The organism is Litorisediminicola beolgyonensis (genome assembly GCF_042679605.1).
GTDB lineage: Bacteria > Pseudomonadota > Alphaproteobacteria > Rhodobacterales > Rhodobacteraceae > Litorisediminicola > Litorisediminicola beolgyonensis.
In genome coordinates, this window is record NZ_JBHTMU010000025.1 from 16,893 (window position 1) to 32,936 (window position 16,044).

Below are 16,044 nucleotides of genomic sequence, written 5' to 3' on the forward strand. Positions count from 1 at the left end.
ACTCCGGAAGGTCGCTGGTCCATCCCTCCTCCGATTGCGAGCGAGGAGCAAGGCTTATGTCGGACGCGCTGATCCACGATCCCGAGGGCGGGCTGCCGCGACTGCGCGAAATCATGCGCCGCCTGCGCGACCCCGAGACCGGCTGTCCTTGGGATATCGAGCAGGATTTCGCCTCGATCGCGCCCTACACGATCGAGGAGGCCTACGAGGTCGCCGATGCCATCGAGCGCGAGGCCTGGGGCGAGTTGAAGGGCGAGCTGGGCGATCTTCTGTTCCAGTCGGTCTACCACGCGCAGATGGCCGAGGAGGCCGGGCATTTCAGCTTCGACGACGTCGCCAATGCCATCTCCGACAAGATGGTGGCACGGCATCCGCATGTCTTCGGCGACGAGTCGAACGACAAGAGTGCCGAACAGCAGGTCCGCGACTGGGAGGCGGTGAAGGCGGCGGAGCGCGCCGCCAAGGCCGAGACGCGGGTGCTCGACGGGGTCGCGGTCGGGCTTCCGGCGCTGACGCGGGCGGTGAAGCTGCAGAACCGCGCGGCGCGGGTGGGGTTCGACTGGCCCTCGACCGACGAGGTGATCGACAAGATCGTCGAGGAGGCGGGCGAGCTGCGTGCGGCCACCGACCCGGCGCATCGCGCCGAGGAGTTCGGAGACCTGCTCTTCGTCATCGCCAACCTCGCGCGACATCTTGAGATCGACCCCGAGGAGGCGCTGCGGGCCGCCAATGCCAAGTTCATCCGCCGCTTCTCGGCTGTGGAGGATGCGCTGGCGGAACGCGGCAAGCGCCCCGCCGACAGCGATCTGGCGGAAATGGACGCGCTCTGGGACGCAGCCAAGCGCGCCGAACGCGCCTGAGGGGTACCGCGCGTCCCACCGGCGCCGTTTTCCGAGACGGAAAACGCGCGAAATCTTTGTAAGATTTCGACGACCGGTCTTCCCAGCCGCCGCCCTGGCGCCTATATTCGGACTGTCTCGGCAACGGGACTATGGACATAAACGCGCTCGTAATAAGCGGATCGGACCCGGGGGCGGTACCCGGCGGCTCCACCAAACATCCCTTCGTTGGGGGACCATGGGGCCGAAATTAGGATCGACGAACGTCTAAAGGGGTTTGCTTTGTCCCGGTGAGGTACCACCGTTATCGGTCCGTAAAGCATAATTGCCAACGACAATCGTGCTCCGGTCGCACTCGCCGCGTAAGCGGTGCGTAAGATCGAAATCTTAAGTCCAGTCCTCTAGCAAGGGCTGGCGGGGTTCGCAGGCACCTGGCAACAGAAGCCTGCATTTTCATCCCCCTCCGACCTCATCCCGACGATCCGGCAATTGGCCGCCACAGCCCCTTCCGTTTCGCGGATAAAGGAATATGCTGCAGGTCAGTCTCGACGCGGAGAGCAGCGCATGACGGATGGAATCGACTACGGAAACCTGATGCATCGTGCGATGCGGGGCCTGATTCAGCAGGTTCTGACCGATGTGGCCGCCGAGGGTCTTCCGGGCGAGCACCATTTCTTCATCACCTTCGACACCGGCCACCCGGATGTCGAGATCGCCGACTGGCTCTCGGACCGCTACCCCGGCGAGATGACCGTGGTCATGCAGCACTGGTTCGACGACCTCGCGGTCACCGATGACGGGTTTGCGGTCACGCTGAACTTCGGCGATGCGCCGGAGCGGCTCTACATCCCCTACGACGCGATCAAGACCTTCGTCGATCCGTCGGTCGAGTTCGGCCTGCGCTTCGAGACGCAGGACGATGATGGCGACGACGAGGACGAAACGCCCGGTCGCCCGGTGCCGAAGCCCGTCGCCGATCCGGCCGAGCCGGGCGCGGTCCGGGGCGACGCCGAGGTCGTGAGCCTCGACAAGTTCCGGAAATAGGCGAGTCTCACGCGCCTGCGGGCCTCGCGTTAGCGCAACCATCCGCCCTGCCCCTCGTGCCGCCCTCTCCACTGGTCTATAGCTCGCGCCGACTTGCCGGATCGCGCCCCGCGGTCTAAACGGCATGCGACAGTATACACAAGCGAGACCCCAGACGAGGAGCGCGCCGAATGACCGCCACCCGCACCGAAACCGACAGCTTCGGCCCACTCGAAGTTCCCGCCGACAAGTACTGGGGCGCGCAGACCCAGCGCTCGATCCAGAACTTCCCCATTGGTTGGGAGCGTCAGCCGGTCCCGATCATTCGCGCGCTCGGTGCGATCAAGCGCGCCTGCGCCGAGCAGAACGTCGCGCAGGGCGACATGAAAGCCGAGATCGGCGAGGCCATCGCCAAGGCCGCGCAGGAGGTGATCGACGGCAAGTTCGACGACAACTTCCCGCTCGTGGTCTGGCAGACCGGGTCGGGCACGCAGTCGAACATGAACGCCAACGAGGTCATCTCGAACCGCGCGATCGAGATGCTGGGCGGCGAGATGGGATCGAAAAAGCCGGTCCATCCGAACGATCACTGCAATATGGGCCAGTCCTCGAACGACACCTTCCCGACCGCGATGCATGTCGCCATCGGGATGCAGGCGCGCGACGTGCTGCTGCCGGGCCTGAAGAAACTGCATGCCGCGCTCGTCGCCAAGTCCGAGGCCTTCGCCGACATCATCAAGATCGGCCGGACCCACACTCAGGACGCCACCCCCCTGACCCTCGGCCAGGAATTCGGCGGCTATGCCCACCAGGTCGACAAGGCCATCGAGCGGATCGAGGCCTGCCTGCCCGACATCTACGAACTGGCGCAGGGCGGCACCGCCGTCGGCACCGGTCTCAACACCAAGCCCGGCTGGGCCGAGGGCGTCGCCTCGCGCATCGCCGAGATCACGGGCCTGCCCTTCGCCACCGCCCCCAACAAGTTCGAGGCGCTGGCCGCGCATGATGCGATGGTGATGTTCTCGGGCGCGCTCAAGACCACAGCGGCGAGCCTCTTCAAGATCGCCAACGACATCCGGCTTCTGGGCTCGGGTCCGCGCTCGGGCCTTGGCGAGCTGATCCTGCCGGAAAACGAGCCCGGCTCGTCGATCATGCCCGGCAAGGTGAACCCCACTCAGGCCGAGGCGCTGACCATGGTCTGCGCGCATGTGATGGGCAACGACGCCGCCGTCGGCTTCGCGGGCTCGCAGGGGCATTTCGAGCTCAACGTCTACAACCCGATGATGAGCTACAACGTGCTGCAATCCATGCAGCTTCTGGGCGACTCGGCCAGCGCCTTCACCGACAACATGGTGGCGGGCATCGAGGCGAACGAGACCCGGATTGACCAGCTGATGAAGAACTCGCTGATGCTGGTGACCGCGCTCGCCCCGACCATCGGCTATGACAACGCCACCAAGGTCGCCAAGACCGCGCACAAGAACGGCACGACGCTGAAGGAAGAGGCGATCGCGCTGGGTTTCGTCGACGAAGAGACCTTTGATCGCGTGGTGCGTCCCGAGGACATGATCGGCCCCAAGGGCTGAGGCCTCCGCTCCGACGGAGCCGCTGAACGACACAGGATCGGGGGCGCGTGTCCCCGATCCGACGACGCCCCGCGCTGCGCGGACGGGATCGGACGGTCGGGCGCTCCGCTGAGAATGCCCTGCGCAGACCCAGTTCACAGCCCGGTCGCGGCGCGCTACAATTTTGCGATGGCGACCCCGATCAACCTCAACAAGCACCGCAAGGAGAAGGCCCGCGCCGAGAAGCGCAAGGCTGCCGATGCCAATGCGGTCAAGTTCGGACGCAGCCTCGCGGAGCGGCGGCTCGATCAGGCGCGCGCCGAGAAAAGCGCGCGCGAGCTCGACGGGAAGAAACGCGAATGAGCACCCGGCCCATCAAGCATTCCCTGACGCTTTCGGGCCATCGCACCTCGGTCACGCTCGAAGCGCCGTTCTGGGAGGCGTTCCGCGCGCTTGCCCGCGCCGAGGACAAGCCGATCAACCGCCTCGCCGCCGAGATCGACGCCGCGCGCGATCCCGAGACCGGTCTCGCCTCGGCGATCCGCGTCTGGGTGCTGGAGCGCGTCCGGGACGGCGCGCTCCGGCCTGTGGACGGCAACTGACGGCCCGCGCCGGTTACTCCTGTTCGATCTCCCAGGTGATCGAGACGCTGACCGAATAGCCGGTTTCGCCCGCCGCGACCGGCACCGCGTCGGCCATCATCCGCATCTCCGCCATCGCCACGGGGCGCCCGCCGCCGCCATTCTCCGAGATCGAGCGGATGCGGCCGAGGCTGACGCCCGCGGCCTTGGCGATGGTCTCGGCCCGCGCGGTCGCGTCGGCGACGGCCATGCGGCGCGCCTCGTCCAGAAGCGGGTCGGGGTTCGCGACATCGAAGCTCAGGCCCTGGAGCGTGTTCGCGCCCCCGTCGAGCACGCCGCCCAGGACCTCGCTCAGGTTGTCGAGATCGCGGATCCGCGCGGTGACGCGATTCGACGCGCGGTATCCGGCGATCTCGCCGCTGCCGCCGGCCGGCATGGTCGTGCGGTCGACCCAGATCGGACCGAGGTCGAGCCCCGAGGTCTGCATGTCCTGGGGCGACACGCCGAAGGCCTCGAGCCGGGTCAGAATCGCGGCCGCAGCCTCGGAGGCGGCGTTCATCGCGCCCGACGCGGTCTCGTCCTGCGTGGTCACGCCCATGGTGATCTGCGCGACATCCGGCGGTGCGCTGACCGTGCCGGTTCCGGTCAGTGACAGGGTGGCGTCGGTCTCCTGCGCGGCGGCGGCGACAGGGGTCAGCGCCAGAAGCGCAACCGGAAAAGCGTGACGAAGCGGCATGTCGGTCCCTTTCAAAGGCAATCTGCGATTGAACTTGGCGTGCCCGGGGAGGAGGAACAAGGGGCGCTCCCGCGCAGTCGGCGAAACCTCGCGGTGGGAGGACGCGAAAGCGCCGGAGACGCTTCCCCACCCACCGGCGAAGATGCTAATAGGCATAGTCATGAAACCCACCTACGCGCTGTCGCTCACATTCTCCGGAATCACGCTTTTGAAGCGGATGGACGAGGCTTGGGCGGTGCTCGGCGACGTGTCGCTGGAGGCCGAGGATTTCGACGGCGAGATCACGGCGCTCCGCGAGCTGGCGGGCCCCGCGCCCGAGGTCGCGATCGCCCTGCCCGCCTCGCAGATCAAGTATCTCGACACGCCCGCGCCCGAGCGGCGCGGCGACGCGGTCCATGCCGAGGCCGCGCGCGCGGCGCTCGATGGCGCGACGCCCTACAGTGTCGACGAATTGCGCGTCGATTGCCGCCGCGATGGCGCGGTGCTGAAGGTGGCCGCCGTCGCGCAGGAGACGCTCGACGAGGCGGAGGCCTTCGCACGGGACCGCGGTTTCGTGCCGGTTTCCTTCTTCGCGAGCCCAACCGGGCCCGAGTTCAAGGGCGCGCCGTTCTTCGGAGCGCCCGCGGGCGCGACCGGCCCCGCGCCGGAACGCGAGCGGCGGATTCGCCTGGTTGCGCCGGAGACGGTGCCGGAGCCGTCCGAGGTCGAGGACGCTCCGACTCCGACGCCTGTCATCGAGAACACGGATGATGGCGCGCAGTCGGAGGCCTCGCAGACGGCGTCTGAACCCGAGATCGAGGCGCGCGCCGACGCGGCGGCAACGACCGGCGACGCGGCCCCGAGCGTGGAGACCGATCCGGCTCCAGAGCCGCCGAGCGTGCCCGATGACACCGCGCCCGCTGCCTCCGAAGAGACCACGACCAAGCCGGGAAATTATACCAACGGGAGCGCGGCCCCTGCTCCGACACCCAAGCGCGAGGCCCCCGAGGACGACGCAGCGCCCACGTTCCGGCGGCGCGAGTCTCAGGGCGAGGCGCACTCCTTCGCGCAAGACTCCCCGTTGCCGCGCACCATCAAGCGGGCGGCGAGCGTTCCGGGCTTTGCCGAACCCGCGGCCGAAGCGCCTCTCGCGCCCGCTGCCTCGCGATCGGTGCCGTTCTCGTCCTCGCGCCGCGCGGCGCCCTCGGCGCCGAGACGCGACCAGCCCGCCGAGCCGCCGAAGCGCCGCCTGACCCTCTCGGCGCTCTCGGATGCGGAGACCGAGATCGACCCGGCCGACCGCATCCAGAGTTTCACGGCGCCTCCGCCGCTCGATCCCGAACCCGCAGCACCGCCCGCCGCGAAAAAGCCAGCGGCGGCACGGCCCGCGCCGGTGCTGGGCCCCAAGGTCAAGCCGGGCGCGCAGGAGCGTCTCGACCGCATCCGCGCGCTGAGGCCCGGCGTTGCGGACGAGAGTGTCGAAGGTGGCAAGCTCGAGCTGACGATCCCGCCCGACGAGGAAAAGCGCCGGATGACGGTGTTCGGCGCGCGCGAGGATGCGCGGGTCGTGGGCGGCAAGCCGAAATATCTGGGCCTGATGCTGACCTTGGCGCTTCTGGCCTTCCTGGCGGGCGTCGCGGCCTGGGCGACCGTCTTCATGGATGACGGGCTGGTGCGGCTCTTCCGCGGCGCACCCGAGACCGCGGTCGCCGCTGCGCCCGAGGACGACATCGCGCCCGAGCTGGACACCGTCGCAATCGTCGCGCCGGAAGACGCGGCTCCCGCTTCGGAGAACACCGAAGTTGTCGCAGAACCAAATGACGGCCCCGCCGAGCCGGTCGCCGAAGACGCGACCCTCGATCCGGCGGAACTGGCCGCGCGCCGTCTGAGCAGCGCGGAGGCCGCGACCGTCTATGCCGCCACCGGCATCTGGCAGCGCGCGCCGACCGCGCCCCTGGAGCCCGAGGCGAGCCTTGTCGAAGAGGTCTATGTCAATTCGATCGACCCCGAGGTCGGGCAGTTCGACGCGCTCGCGCTGCCGCAGGAACCGGCTCTGCCCGGCGACCGTATCTTCGAGAGCCCGCCGATCCCGGCGCCCGCGGGCACCGTCTACGATCTGGATGAGCGCGGCATGGTCCGCGCCACGCCCGAGGGGGCGATCAACCCGGACCGCGTGCGGGTCTTCCTCGGACCGCCGCCCGCCGTGCCGCCCCTCCGGGAGCCCGAGCCGGGGCCCGAGGCCGGTGTCGCGCCGGAGGGCACCCAGGAAGAGACCGGCCTCGTGATCCCCGACGCGCTTCTGGAGGCGTTTCGGCCCGCCGGTCGGCCCGGTGACCTGATCGAGCAGACCGAGCGCGCCCGGTTGAGCGGCAATACGCTGCAGGAACTGGCACTCTTCCGGCCTCTGATCCGACCCGAGACGGTCAAGGCCCTGGCCGAGCGCAACGCGACGGCCACGGCCCAGGCGGTGTCGGTGTCGCTGTCGCCCTCGACGCGGCCGAGCGGCTTTGCGCGGATCGTCGAGGCAGCACGGGCCGCACCGCCGCCGGTGCGCGTGGCCACCGCCACAGCCGCGCCGCGCGTCGTGCCGAGCGTGCCCTCGAGCGCGTCGGTGAGCCGTCAGGCGACGACCTCCAACGTCCTGAACCTGCGCAAGGTGAACCTGATCGGGGTCTACGGCCAGCCCTCGAGCCGCCGTGCTCTAGTCCGGCTGGCCAATGGCCGCTTCGTCAAGGTCGCCATCGGCGACCGGATCGACGGCGGCCGGGTGGCCGCCATCGGCGAGAGCGAGTTGCGCTATGTAAAGGGCGGCCGGTCGGTCGTCCTGTCGATGCCCCGCGGCTGAGGGCGGCAAAACTTTAATTAAAGTTTTGCACGCCAGACCCGTCAGCCGGTCCTCATATCGCGCAACGGCTGGGCTCAAAAATCTTAGTTAAGATTTTTGCGCCGCGACGCCCCGTCACTCGGCGGCGGTCAATTCGCCATTGGCGATCTGCTCGGCCTCGATGGATTCGAAGAGCGCCTTGAAGTTGCCTTCGCCGAAACCGTCATCGCCCTTGCGCTGGATGAACTCGAAGAAGATCGGTCCGATCACGGTTTTCGAGAAGATCTGCAGGAGGATCTTGGTCTCTCCTCCATCGACCACGCCTTCGCCGTCGATCAGGATGCCGTGCGTTTTCATCCGCTCGACGGGCTCGTCATGCCCCTGCACCCGCTCGAAGCTCTGGTCGTAATAGGTGTCGGGCGGTCCCGGCATGAACTTGACGCCGTTCTCGGCAATCGCATCGGTCGCATCGTAGATGTCGCGCGCACCGACGGCGATATGCTGGATACCCTCGCCCTTGTATTTCTCGAGATAGGCGACGATCTGGCCCTTCTCGCCGCGATCCTCGTTTATCGGGATGCGGATGCGGCCGCAGGGCGAGGTCAGGGCCCGCGAAAAGAGGCCCGAATACTTTCCAACGATGTCGAAGAAGCGGATTTCGCGGAAATTGAACAGCTCGCCGTAGAAGCGGAACCAGGTGTCCATGTTTCCCTTGAAGACGTTGTGGGTCAGGTGGTCGAGGTAATAGAACCCGACGCCGCGGGGCTTCGACTGCTCGATCCAGGTGAACTCGGCATTGTAGGGCGAGGTGTCGTAATACTGATCGGTGAAGTAGATCAGCGACCCGCCGATCCCCTTGATCGCGGGCCAATCGACGGTCTTGTCGCTGCCCTCGTAGGGTTCGGCTCCCTTGGCGACGGCGTGCTCGAAGGCGTGCTGTGCATCGCGCACGCGCCAGGCCATGGAGGGCGCGCAGGGGCCGTGCTCTTCCACGAAGCGCGCGGCGAAGCTGCCGGGTTCGGCGTTCAGGACATAGGTGATGTCGCCCTGCTGCCAGAGCTCGACGGCGCGGGTCTTGTGGGTCGCGACATGCACGTAGCCCATGCGGGCGAAGAGGTCGCGGAGCACCTGCGGCTCGGGATGGGCGAACTCGACGAACTCGAACCCGTCGGTTCCGGCGGGGTTCTCCTTGGTGATCTCGGCTTGCGGGGCGTCATGCGGGAACGGACCCATGGCGTATCCTCCTGTTCTATTTGAGACCGAGTCTACTGCATGAGAGCCGCACGATCCGCGCGATCTGAAACGCGTTTGGAACTTTACCCGCGTGCCCGGCGCGCATATCCTGCCAATCATGCACGAAACCCGCACCCCTCTGGACGAAACCGACCGACGGCTGCTTGCGGCGCTGCAGCGCGACTCGCAGATCACCAACGACGCGCTCGGGTCCCAGCTGAACCTCTCGCCCAGCCAGGCCGGACGCCGTCGGCAACGGCTCGAGGCTCAGGGCTATGTGCTGGGCTACGGCGCGCGGCTCGATCCGGAGGCGCTGGATCTCGCGGTCCAGGCCTTCGTGCAGGTGCAGCTTTCGACCCACGGCCCGGAACAGGGCAAGAGCGTCACGCGGCTGATCGAGACGCGGCGCGAGATCGTCTCGGCCTGGACGCTGACCGGCGAGGCCGATTACCTGCTGCGGGTCTATTGCGAGGACCTCGGAGCGCTCAACCGGCTGATCCACGAGGTGCTCCTGCCGCATCCGGCGGTGGCCCGGGTGCAGAGCCAGATCGTCATGGACCAGCCCAAGCGCGACACCGGCCTGCCGGTCTGAGGCCCACCGGGACAATCTGCGGGGTTGCAGACGCCGCCCCTGCCGCCATCATGGCGGCGACCCCAAGGAGCCCGGTTGATGGACGCGTTTCTCTACCAAGCCTCGATCTTTCTCGCCGCCGCCGTGATCGCGGTGCCCATCGCCTCGCGCCTCGGGCTGGGATCGGTGCTGGGATACCTTCTCGCGGGTATCGTGATCGGGCCGGTCCTCGGGCTGACCGAATCGACCGACGACCTTCAGCATTTCGCCGAGTTCGGCGTGGTGATGATGCTCTTCATCATCGGCCTCGAGCTGGAGCCTCGCACCCTCTGGGACATGCGGCAGAAGCTTCTGGGCCTCGGCGGGCTGCAGGTGACGATTACCATGCTGGCGGTCATGGCCGCGGCGATGGCGCTCGGGCAACCCTGGGCCCCAGCCTTGGCCATCGGCATGATCTTCGCGCTCTCCTCGACCGCGATCGTGCTGCAGACCCTGTCGGAGAAGGGGCTGATCCAGACCGCGGGAGGACGCTCGACCTTCTCGGTCCTCCTGACGCAGGACATCGCGGTCATCCCGATGCTGGTCCTCCTGCCGCTCCTGTCCTCGCGCGATCCGGCACGGATCAGCCCCGACGGCGCGATCCAGCGCGGCGACGCGGCCGCGCATGGCGACGCACATCATGTCATGAGCCTGGTCGAGGGCCTGCCCGGCTGGGCCGTGGCGCTCGTCACGCTCGGCGCCATCGCCGCGATCATCCTCGCGGGGGTCTACCTTGTCGGGCCGGTCTTCCGCTTCATCCACGCCACGCGGCTGCGCGAGATGTACACCGCGCTCGCCCTTCTGATCGTGCTCGGCATCGCCTTCCTGATGATCCTCGTCGGGCTGTCGCCGGCGCTCGGCACCTTCCTAGCAGGCGTCGTTCTGGCGAACTCGGAGTTCAGGCACGAGCTTGAATCCGACATCGAGCCGTTCAAGGGGCTGCTGCTCGGGCTTTTCTTCATCACCGTCGGCGCGGGGATCAATTTCACGCTCTTCTTCGCGCAGCCTTTCGTGGTGCTCGGGCTGGCGCTCGGCGTGATGTTCCTGAAGGGCGCGATCCTCTACACGCTGGGGCGGATTTTCTCGATCCGAGGGCGTGACCGGTGGCTCTTCACGCTGGGTCTCGCGCAGGCCGGGGAGTTCGGCTTCGTGCTGATCTCCTTCTCGCTCAGCCAAGGGGTTCTCACCGGGCGGCTGGGGCAGCTCCTGCTCCTCGTGATCGCGCTCTCGATGCTGCTGACCCCGCTCTTCTTCATCGGCTACGAGTGGCTGTCGAAGCGGATGGAGGAGATCGACGAGGTTCCGGCCGAGGACGAGATCGACGAGACCGCGCCGGTCATCATCGCGGGCGTCGGACGCTTCGGGCAGATCGTCAACCGGATGGTGCAGAACACCGGCTTCAAGACCGTGGTTCTCGATCATGACATGAAGACCATCCAGACCATGCGCCAGTTCGGCTTCAAGGGCTTCTTCGGAGACCCGACGCGGCCCGAGCTTCTGCACGCGGCGGGTCTGGAACATGCCAAGGTGCTGGTCGTCGCGATGGACGATCCGAAAGCCACGAGCACGATCGTCGCCTATGCGCGGCGGACGCGCGGGGACGACCTGCACATCGTCGCGCGGGCGCGGGACCGGAGCCATGTCTACGAGCTCTACCAGGCCGGTGCGAACGACATCGTGCGCGAGCTCTTCGACAGCTCGCTGCGCGCGGGCCGCTACGTGCTCGAAAACATCGGCCTCAGCGAATACGAAGCGGCGGAGGCGCAGAAGACCTTCTTCCACCATGACCGCGAAACCGTGCGGGAACTGGCGCGGCTGTGGGATCCCGAGCTTCCGGCGGTCCAGAACGAGGCTTACGTGAAGCGCTCGAAGGAACTCGAGAAGGATCTCGAGGCCGCGCTCCTGGCCTCGCTCGAGCAGAAGAACGGCACCGGCTGACGGGTCTTGCGCCAAAGAAAAGACCGCACCCCGGAGGGATGCGGTCAAAATTTCACGCGATGCGCTGCCCGATCAGGCGGCGCGGCTCACCAGGACGTCGTCCACCTGCTTCGCGGCCGAGACCTCGTCGCCACCGGAGACGGCAGCCACTTCGCGGGTCAGACGCTCGAGCGCGGCTTCGTAAAGCTGACGCTCGGAATAGCTCTGCTCGCGCTGGTCGTCGGCGCGGTGCAGGTCGCGCACCACTTCGGCGATCGCGATAAGATCGCCGGAATTGATCTTCTGTTCGTATTCCTGCGCCCGGCGCGACCACATGGCGCGCTTCACCTTGGCCTTGCCCTTCAGGGTCTTCATGGCTTGGCTCACGACGTCCGGCGAGGAGAGCGACCGCATGCCAACTTCGCTGGCCTTGTGGGTCGGCACGCGCAGCGTCATCTTGTCCTTTTCGAACGAGATGACGAACAGTTCTAGCGCGATGCCCGCGATCTCCTGCTCCTCGATCGACATGATCTGTCCGACGCCGTGGGCGGGATAGACCACATAATCGTTGGGGCGAAACTCGTTCTTTTTGGTCTTGGTCATACAGCTTCCTCAGCGGCTTGACGAACGGGCACAGGCGACAGAAAAGGCGATCGGAAACACAGGATTTCCGGTCACCTCGGACTCGTTTCGGGGTCTATATCAGAGCGACCGGGTTTGGTCGCGGCTCATCCTGTGTGCGCAACGTCATCATTTGTGGATGTAATATACCATAAATGACAGGCACTTCCTAGCGCAGCGCGGAAACGCCGAAAAGAGCGCCGAAACAAGCGCCTGTCACGCGATCTTCACGTGACGGGACCGGTGTGCGTGCCGGTCTCGCGAATCGGCTCAGCCGCCCTCGCCGGGCGCTTCCGAGAAGTACTTCTCGAGCTTGCCCTCTTCGCCGTCGCGCTCTTCGGCCTCGGGCAGCGGGTCTTTCTTGGTGATGATCACCGGCCAGAGCTCGGAATACTTGCGGTTGAACTCGACCCATTTCTCGGCCTCGGGCTCGGTATCGGGCCGGATCGCGTCGGCGGGGCATTCCGGCTCGCAGACACCGCAATCGATGCACTCGTCGGGATGGATCACCAGCATGTTCTCGCCTTCGTAGAAGCAGTCCACCGGGCAGACTTCGACGCAGTCGGTGTATTTGCAGGCGATGCAGTTGTCGTTGACGATATAGGTCATGGGCGATGCAGTCCGTCTCGGTTTCGGTCTCAGCTAGACCATGCCCGGGGATCATTCAAGCGCCTGATCCCGGGTTTGATCGAGCCGCCGGCGCGCGCGCTTGGTGGGACGCCCGCCTGCCTCGGGAATGGGCGTGGCCGGGTCGCGCGGCTGCGGCTCGGGTGGCGCCAGATCGGTGTAGAGCGCCTGCGCCTCCGGAGCCGGGCCGCGGCGGGTGCCGAGCGCCTCGATGCGGATCACGCGGACGGCGCGCGCCTGCGGGAAGGTCAGGACATCGCCTGCGCGCAACACGGTGGAGGCCTTGGTCACGTGACTTCCGTTGAGACGGCAGCGCCCCGAGGTGGCGGCCTTGGCGGCGAGGCCGCGGGTCTTGAAGAAGCGCGCCTGCCAGAGCCATTTGTCGATGCGCAGACGGTCGGTCACGGCGCCCTGCGCCCGGGCTGGGCGCGGGACGTTTTCCGGACCGGAAAACGCGCGATTTCCGGTTCGGAAATCGCCGACGCGGCGGCGGTCACGACTTGTCCTTGAGCCCCATCAGCGCGGCGGCGAAGGGGTTGTCCGGATCGATCCGGTCCTTCTTCTGCGGCCGGCTCTCGAAGCTCTTCGGCCCGGATGCGCCCTTGCCCTTGGGCGGACGCTTGCCGCCCTTCGCGCCTTTCGGCCCACGTGCCGCGCCCGGCTTGCCGCCCTGAGGCGCGCCACGCCCGGGGGCTCCACCCCGGCGGCCGCGCTGCTGTCCGCCGCGCGTTCCGGCCCAGGTGAAGGTGTAGAACACCTCGGTCTCCGGGCCTGCGATATCCGCATCTGGCGCGGTGCCAACCGGGGTGTCCTCCGACGACACCGCGTCGATCGGATCGGGCTCAGCCGGATCGGCGGGCTCTTCGGCGATAGGCGCTTCGCCCTGGTCGGGGATCTCCTCGATCTTCTCCTCGACCGTCTCGGCCTCCGCGTTCACGCCCTCGGGCGCTTCGGTGATCGCGCCGGGCTCGATCGCGTCGGGCTGACCGGCATCGAAGACCGGCGTATCGGCGTTCTCTGCACCCTCGGTGATGGGCGGCACTTCGGCCTCATGCGCCACGCCTTCGTCGGTCGGCACGGTCTGGTCGACCGCCTTGACCTTCTCGCGCTCGGCTTTCTCGGCGCGGTAGCCCAGGCCCTGCATCAGGTCGGCGAACTGTTCGAGCGTAAGACCGGTGATCGACAACATGTCCGCCGAGGCCTCGAACCCGCCGCGGCTGTCCATGCCGCGCAGCATGTCGGCGAGGCGTTCCAGCATGTCGATCCGGATCGCGCGCTCGCCCGCGGCGCGGTAGCCCATGACGGCGTAATGCTCGACCGGCAGGCCGGGCGTTGCGGGCACGGTCACGAGCCCCGGCGGCGGCGCCTCGGGGAAGGTGTCGAGCCCCTGCGCCAGCGACCAGAGCACCAGGCGCAGCCGCGTCGGTGCGGGCTTCAGAAGGAGCGGCAGGAAGATGGTGAACTGGCCGAAGCGGATGCCGTGCTTGCGCAGAGCGCCGCGCGCATCCTGGTCGAGCGCCTTCACCTCGTCGGCGACGGGGCCGCGGGGCTGCACGCCCATCGCCTCGATCATGCGGAAGCCGAAGCCCTTGGCCGCGCCCGAGAGCGCCTCGTCGCGCTGGATCGTCAGGAGCGGCTCGAAGAGCGCGGCGATCTTGCGGTCAATGAAGTGCTGCAAGCGGCGCTGGACCTTCTGCATCACGTCCGGACCTGCGGCCTCGTCAACAAAGGCCACGACGCGCGGTTTCAGCGCATCGTCGCCCTTTTCGAGCTTGCCGACCGCGTCCGAGCCCCACATGAGCCCGCCCTGCTCGGTGAAGTCGATCTCCGTGTCGGGCGCGTTGTAGAACCGGTCCGCGCGCAAATGGAAATGCGGCGCCAGCGCCTGGAGCGACGCGGTTTTCAGCGTCTTCGCCTCCTGCCCTGTCGCATCCTTGTCCTGGCGGAACCGGAACCCTTCGAGACGGCCGACGAATTCGCCCTCGACCGTCACTTCACCCTTGTCGTTCACCTCGGCCAAAAGGGCCTCCTTTTGTTTCAACCGGCGGAGCAGCACGCTGGTCCGCCGGTCCACGAATCTTTGTGTCAGCCGCTCGTGCAGCGCGTCCGACAGGCGGTCTTCTACCGAACGGGTGCTCCCGCGCCAATGCTCTTCATCCCCGACCCACCCCTTGCGTTGCGCCACGTAGGTCCAGGTGCGGATATAGGCCAACCGCTTGGACAAGGTGTCGATATCGCCGTCGGTCCGGTCGATCCGGTGGATCTGGCGGGCCATGAAGTCGTCGGGAACGCTGCCACGTTCGTGCAGATGTCCGAAGATAACCTCCAGAAGCCCCGCATGTTCCCCGTGAGAGATGCCGCGGAAGTCGGGAATGCGGCAGACGTCCCAGAGAAGTTTAACCGATTGCGGCGAGGAGGCGCGCGCCATGACCTCGGGACGCGACGCGAGGCTCTTGAGCGCGATGAGATCGTCGGCCTCGCGCGCCTTGACGAGACGCTCGTCGGTGGGCTGGGCCTCGAGCGAGCGGATCAGGGTCTCGGGCGTGCCGAAGCTCAGCGCCGCGTTGCGCCAGTTGAGCTTCTTGATCGGCGTGAAGCTGTGGCTGCAGATCGCCTCGGCGACCTCGTCGGAGAGCGGGCTCGCCTCGCCGGTGACGCCGAAGGTGCCGTGGCTCATGCCGCGTCCCGCGCGACCCGCGATCTGCGCCAGCTCGTTCGGCGCCAGGGGCCGCATCCGGCGGCCGTCGAACTTGGTCAGCGAGGAAAAGGCGACATGGTCGATGTCGAGATTGAGCCCCATGCCGATCGCGTCGGTGGCGACGAGGAAATCCACTTCGCCGTTCTGATAAAGATCGACCTGGGCGTTGCGGGTCCTGGGCGAGAGCGCCCCCATCACCACCGCGGCCCCGCCCTTCTGGCGGCGCAGGAGCTCGGCGATGGCGTAGACATTGTCGACCGAGAAGCCGACGATGGCGGTCCGGGGCCTCAGCCGCGAGATCTTCTTGGAGCCGGTATAGACAAGTTGGCTCATTCGCTCGCGGCGCACGAACTCCACCCCCGGCACGAGCGCCGCGATGGGGCCGCGCATGGTGTCCGAGCCCATGAAGAGCGTCTCGGAGGTGCCGCGCATCCTGAGAAGCCGGTCGGTGAAGACATGGCCGCGCTCGGGATCGGCGCAGAGCTGGATCTCGTCCACGGCGACGAAATCGCAGCCCATGCCCTCGGGCATCGCCTCGACCGTGCAGACCCAGTAGGTGGCGCGCGGCGGCACGATCCGCTCCTCGCCGGTGACGAGCGCCACCACCGAGGGCCCGCGCGCGGCGACGATCTTGTCGTAGACCTCGCGCGCCAGGAGTCGAAGCGGCAGGCCGATCATGCCCGTCCGGTGCCCGAGCATCCGGTCGATGGCGTAATGGGTCTTGCCGGTATTGGTCGGGCCGAGAATGGCCGCGATCCGGGCCTTGTAGGGCATGGGGGCCAGTCCTTCGA

At 67.3% G+C, this 16,044-nt stretch carries 14 protein-coding genes and 1 other RNA gene; 9 read left to right on the forward strand and 6 right to left on the reverse strand.

Annotated features, from left to right (window positions below; genetic code table 11):
• The first annotated feature begins 56 nt into the window (after positions 1-56).
• The 6 genes from mazG to ACFQ4E_RS13555 all read left to right on the forward strand — a co-directional run bounded on the left by mazG (position 57) and on the right by ACFQ4E_RS13555 (position 4,029).
• Positions 57-860 carry a nucleoside triphosphate pyrophosphohydrolase gene (mazG, locus tag ACFQ4E_RS13530; RefSeq protein ID WP_386804421.1) on the forward strand — a complete coding sequence of 268 codons (804 nt, stop codon included), beginning with the start codon at positions 57-59 and terminating at the stop codon, positions 858-860.
• A 75-nt stretch (positions 861-935) separates the two neighbouring features.
• Positions 936-1,291, forward strand: a transfer-messenger RNA (tmRNA) gene (ssrA, locus tag ACFQ4E_RS13535).
• A gap of 112 nt (positions 1,292-1,403) precedes the next feature.
• Complete coding sequence (locus tag ACFQ4E_RS13540) at positions 1,404-1,883, forward strand: SspB family protein (RefSeq protein WP_386804423.1); 480 nt, start codon at positions 1,404-1,406, stop codon at positions 1,881-1,883.
• Positions 1,884-2,053: 170 nt separating this feature from the next.
• Positions 2,054-3,448, forward strand: a complete 1,395-nt coding sequence (fumC, locus tag ACFQ4E_RS13545) for a class II fumarate hydratase (RefSeq protein WP_386804425.1) — start codon at positions 2,054-2,056, stop codon at positions 3,446-3,448.
• Between the two features lie 168 nt (positions 3,449-3,616).
• The gene (locus tag ACFQ4E_RS13550; protein WP_386804427.1) at positions 3,617-3,790 is read left to right on the forward strand and encodes a DUF4169 family protein; all 174 of its coding nucleotides are present in this window, start codon (positions 3,617-3,619) and stop codon (positions 3,788-3,790) included.
• Positions 3,787-4,029: a ribbon-helix-helix domain-containing protein gene (locus ACFQ4E_RS13555; protein ID WP_386804429.1), complete on the forward strand. Its 243-nt coding sequence runs from the start codon at positions 3,787-3,789 to the stop codon at positions 4,027-4,029. The genes ACFQ4E_RS13550 and ACFQ4E_RS13555 overlap by 4 nt, the downstream gene beginning before the upstream one ends.
• 13 nt (positions 4,030-4,042) lie before the next feature.
• Here ACFQ4E_RS13555 and ACFQ4E_RS13560 read toward each other — a convergent pair whose 3' ends face one another.
• Positions 4,043-4,744: an SIMPL domain-containing protein gene (locus tag ACFQ4E_RS13560; protein WP_386804431.1), complete on the reverse strand. Its 702-nt coding sequence runs from the start codon at positions 4,742-4,744 to the stop codon at positions 4,043-4,045.
• Positions 4,745-4,904: 160 nt separating this feature from the next.
• Between ACFQ4E_RS13560 and ACFQ4E_RS13565 the strand changes: the two genes are divergently transcribed.
• Entirely contained in the window at positions 4,905-7,568 is a 2,664-nt protein-coding gene (locus ACFQ4E_RS13565; protein WP_386804433.1) for a hypothetical protein, read from the forward strand.
• Positions 7,569-7,682: 114 nt separating this feature from the next.
• Here the strand turns inward: ACFQ4E_RS13565 and hppD are convergent, their stop codons facing one another.
• Complete coding sequence (gene hppD / locus ACFQ4E_RS13570) at positions 7,683-8,780, reverse strand: 4-hydroxyphenylpyruvate dioxygenase (protein ID WP_386804435.1); 1,098 nt, start codon at positions 8,778-8,780, stop codon at positions 7,683-7,685.
• Positions 8,781-8,898: 118 nt separating this feature from the next.
• Between hppD and ACFQ4E_RS13575 the strand changes: the two genes are divergently transcribed.
• Both ACFQ4E_RS13575 and ACFQ4E_RS13580 read left to right on the forward strand, forming a co-directional pair.
• On the forward strand, positions 8,899-9,372 hold the full coding sequence (locus ACFQ4E_RS13575) for an Lrp/AsnC family transcriptional regulator (protein WP_386804437.1): 474 nt from the start codon (positions 8,899-8,901) through the stop codon (positions 9,370-9,372).
• 78 nt (positions 9,373-9,450) lie between these two features.
• A complete protein-coding gene (locus tag ACFQ4E_RS13580) occupies positions 9,451-11,328 on the forward strand; it encodes a monovalent cation:proton antiporter-2 (CPA2) family protein (protein WP_386804439.1) in 1,878 nt (625 codons plus the stop codon).
• A gap of 72 nt (positions 11,329-11,400) precedes the next feature.
• Here ACFQ4E_RS13580 and ACFQ4E_RS13585 read toward each other — a convergent pair whose 3' ends face one another.
• From ACFQ4E_RS13585 to ACFQ4E_RS13600, 4 genes are all read right to left on the reverse strand, one after another.
• Positions 11,401-11,910, reverse strand: a complete 510-nt coding sequence (locus ACFQ4E_RS13585; RefSeq protein ID WP_386804441.1) for a CarD family transcriptional regulator — start codon at positions 11,908-11,910, stop codon at positions 11,401-11,403.
• A gap of 288 nt (positions 11,911-12,198) precedes the next feature.
• The gene (gene fdxA, locus ACFQ4E_RS13590; protein ID WP_386804443.1) at positions 12,199-12,537 is read right to left on the reverse strand and encodes a ferredoxin FdxA; all 339 of its coding nucleotides are present in this window, start codon (positions 12,535-12,537) and stop codon (positions 12,199-12,201) included.
• Between the two features lie 51 nt (positions 12,538-12,588).
• On the reverse strand, positions 12,589-12,960 hold the full coding sequence (locus ACFQ4E_RS13595) for an RNA-binding S4 domain-containing protein (protein ID WP_386804445.1): 372 nt from the start codon (positions 12,958-12,960) through the stop codon (positions 12,589-12,591).
• Between the two features lie 88 nt (positions 12,961-13,048).
• Positions 13,049-16,027 (reverse strand): helicase-related protein, encoded by a 2,979-nt coding sequence (locus tag ACFQ4E_RS13600; RefSeq protein WP_386804447.1) that lies wholly within the window; start codon positions 16,025-16,027, stop codon positions 13,049-13,051.
• Between the last annotated feature and the right edge of the window lie 17 nt (positions 16,028-16,044).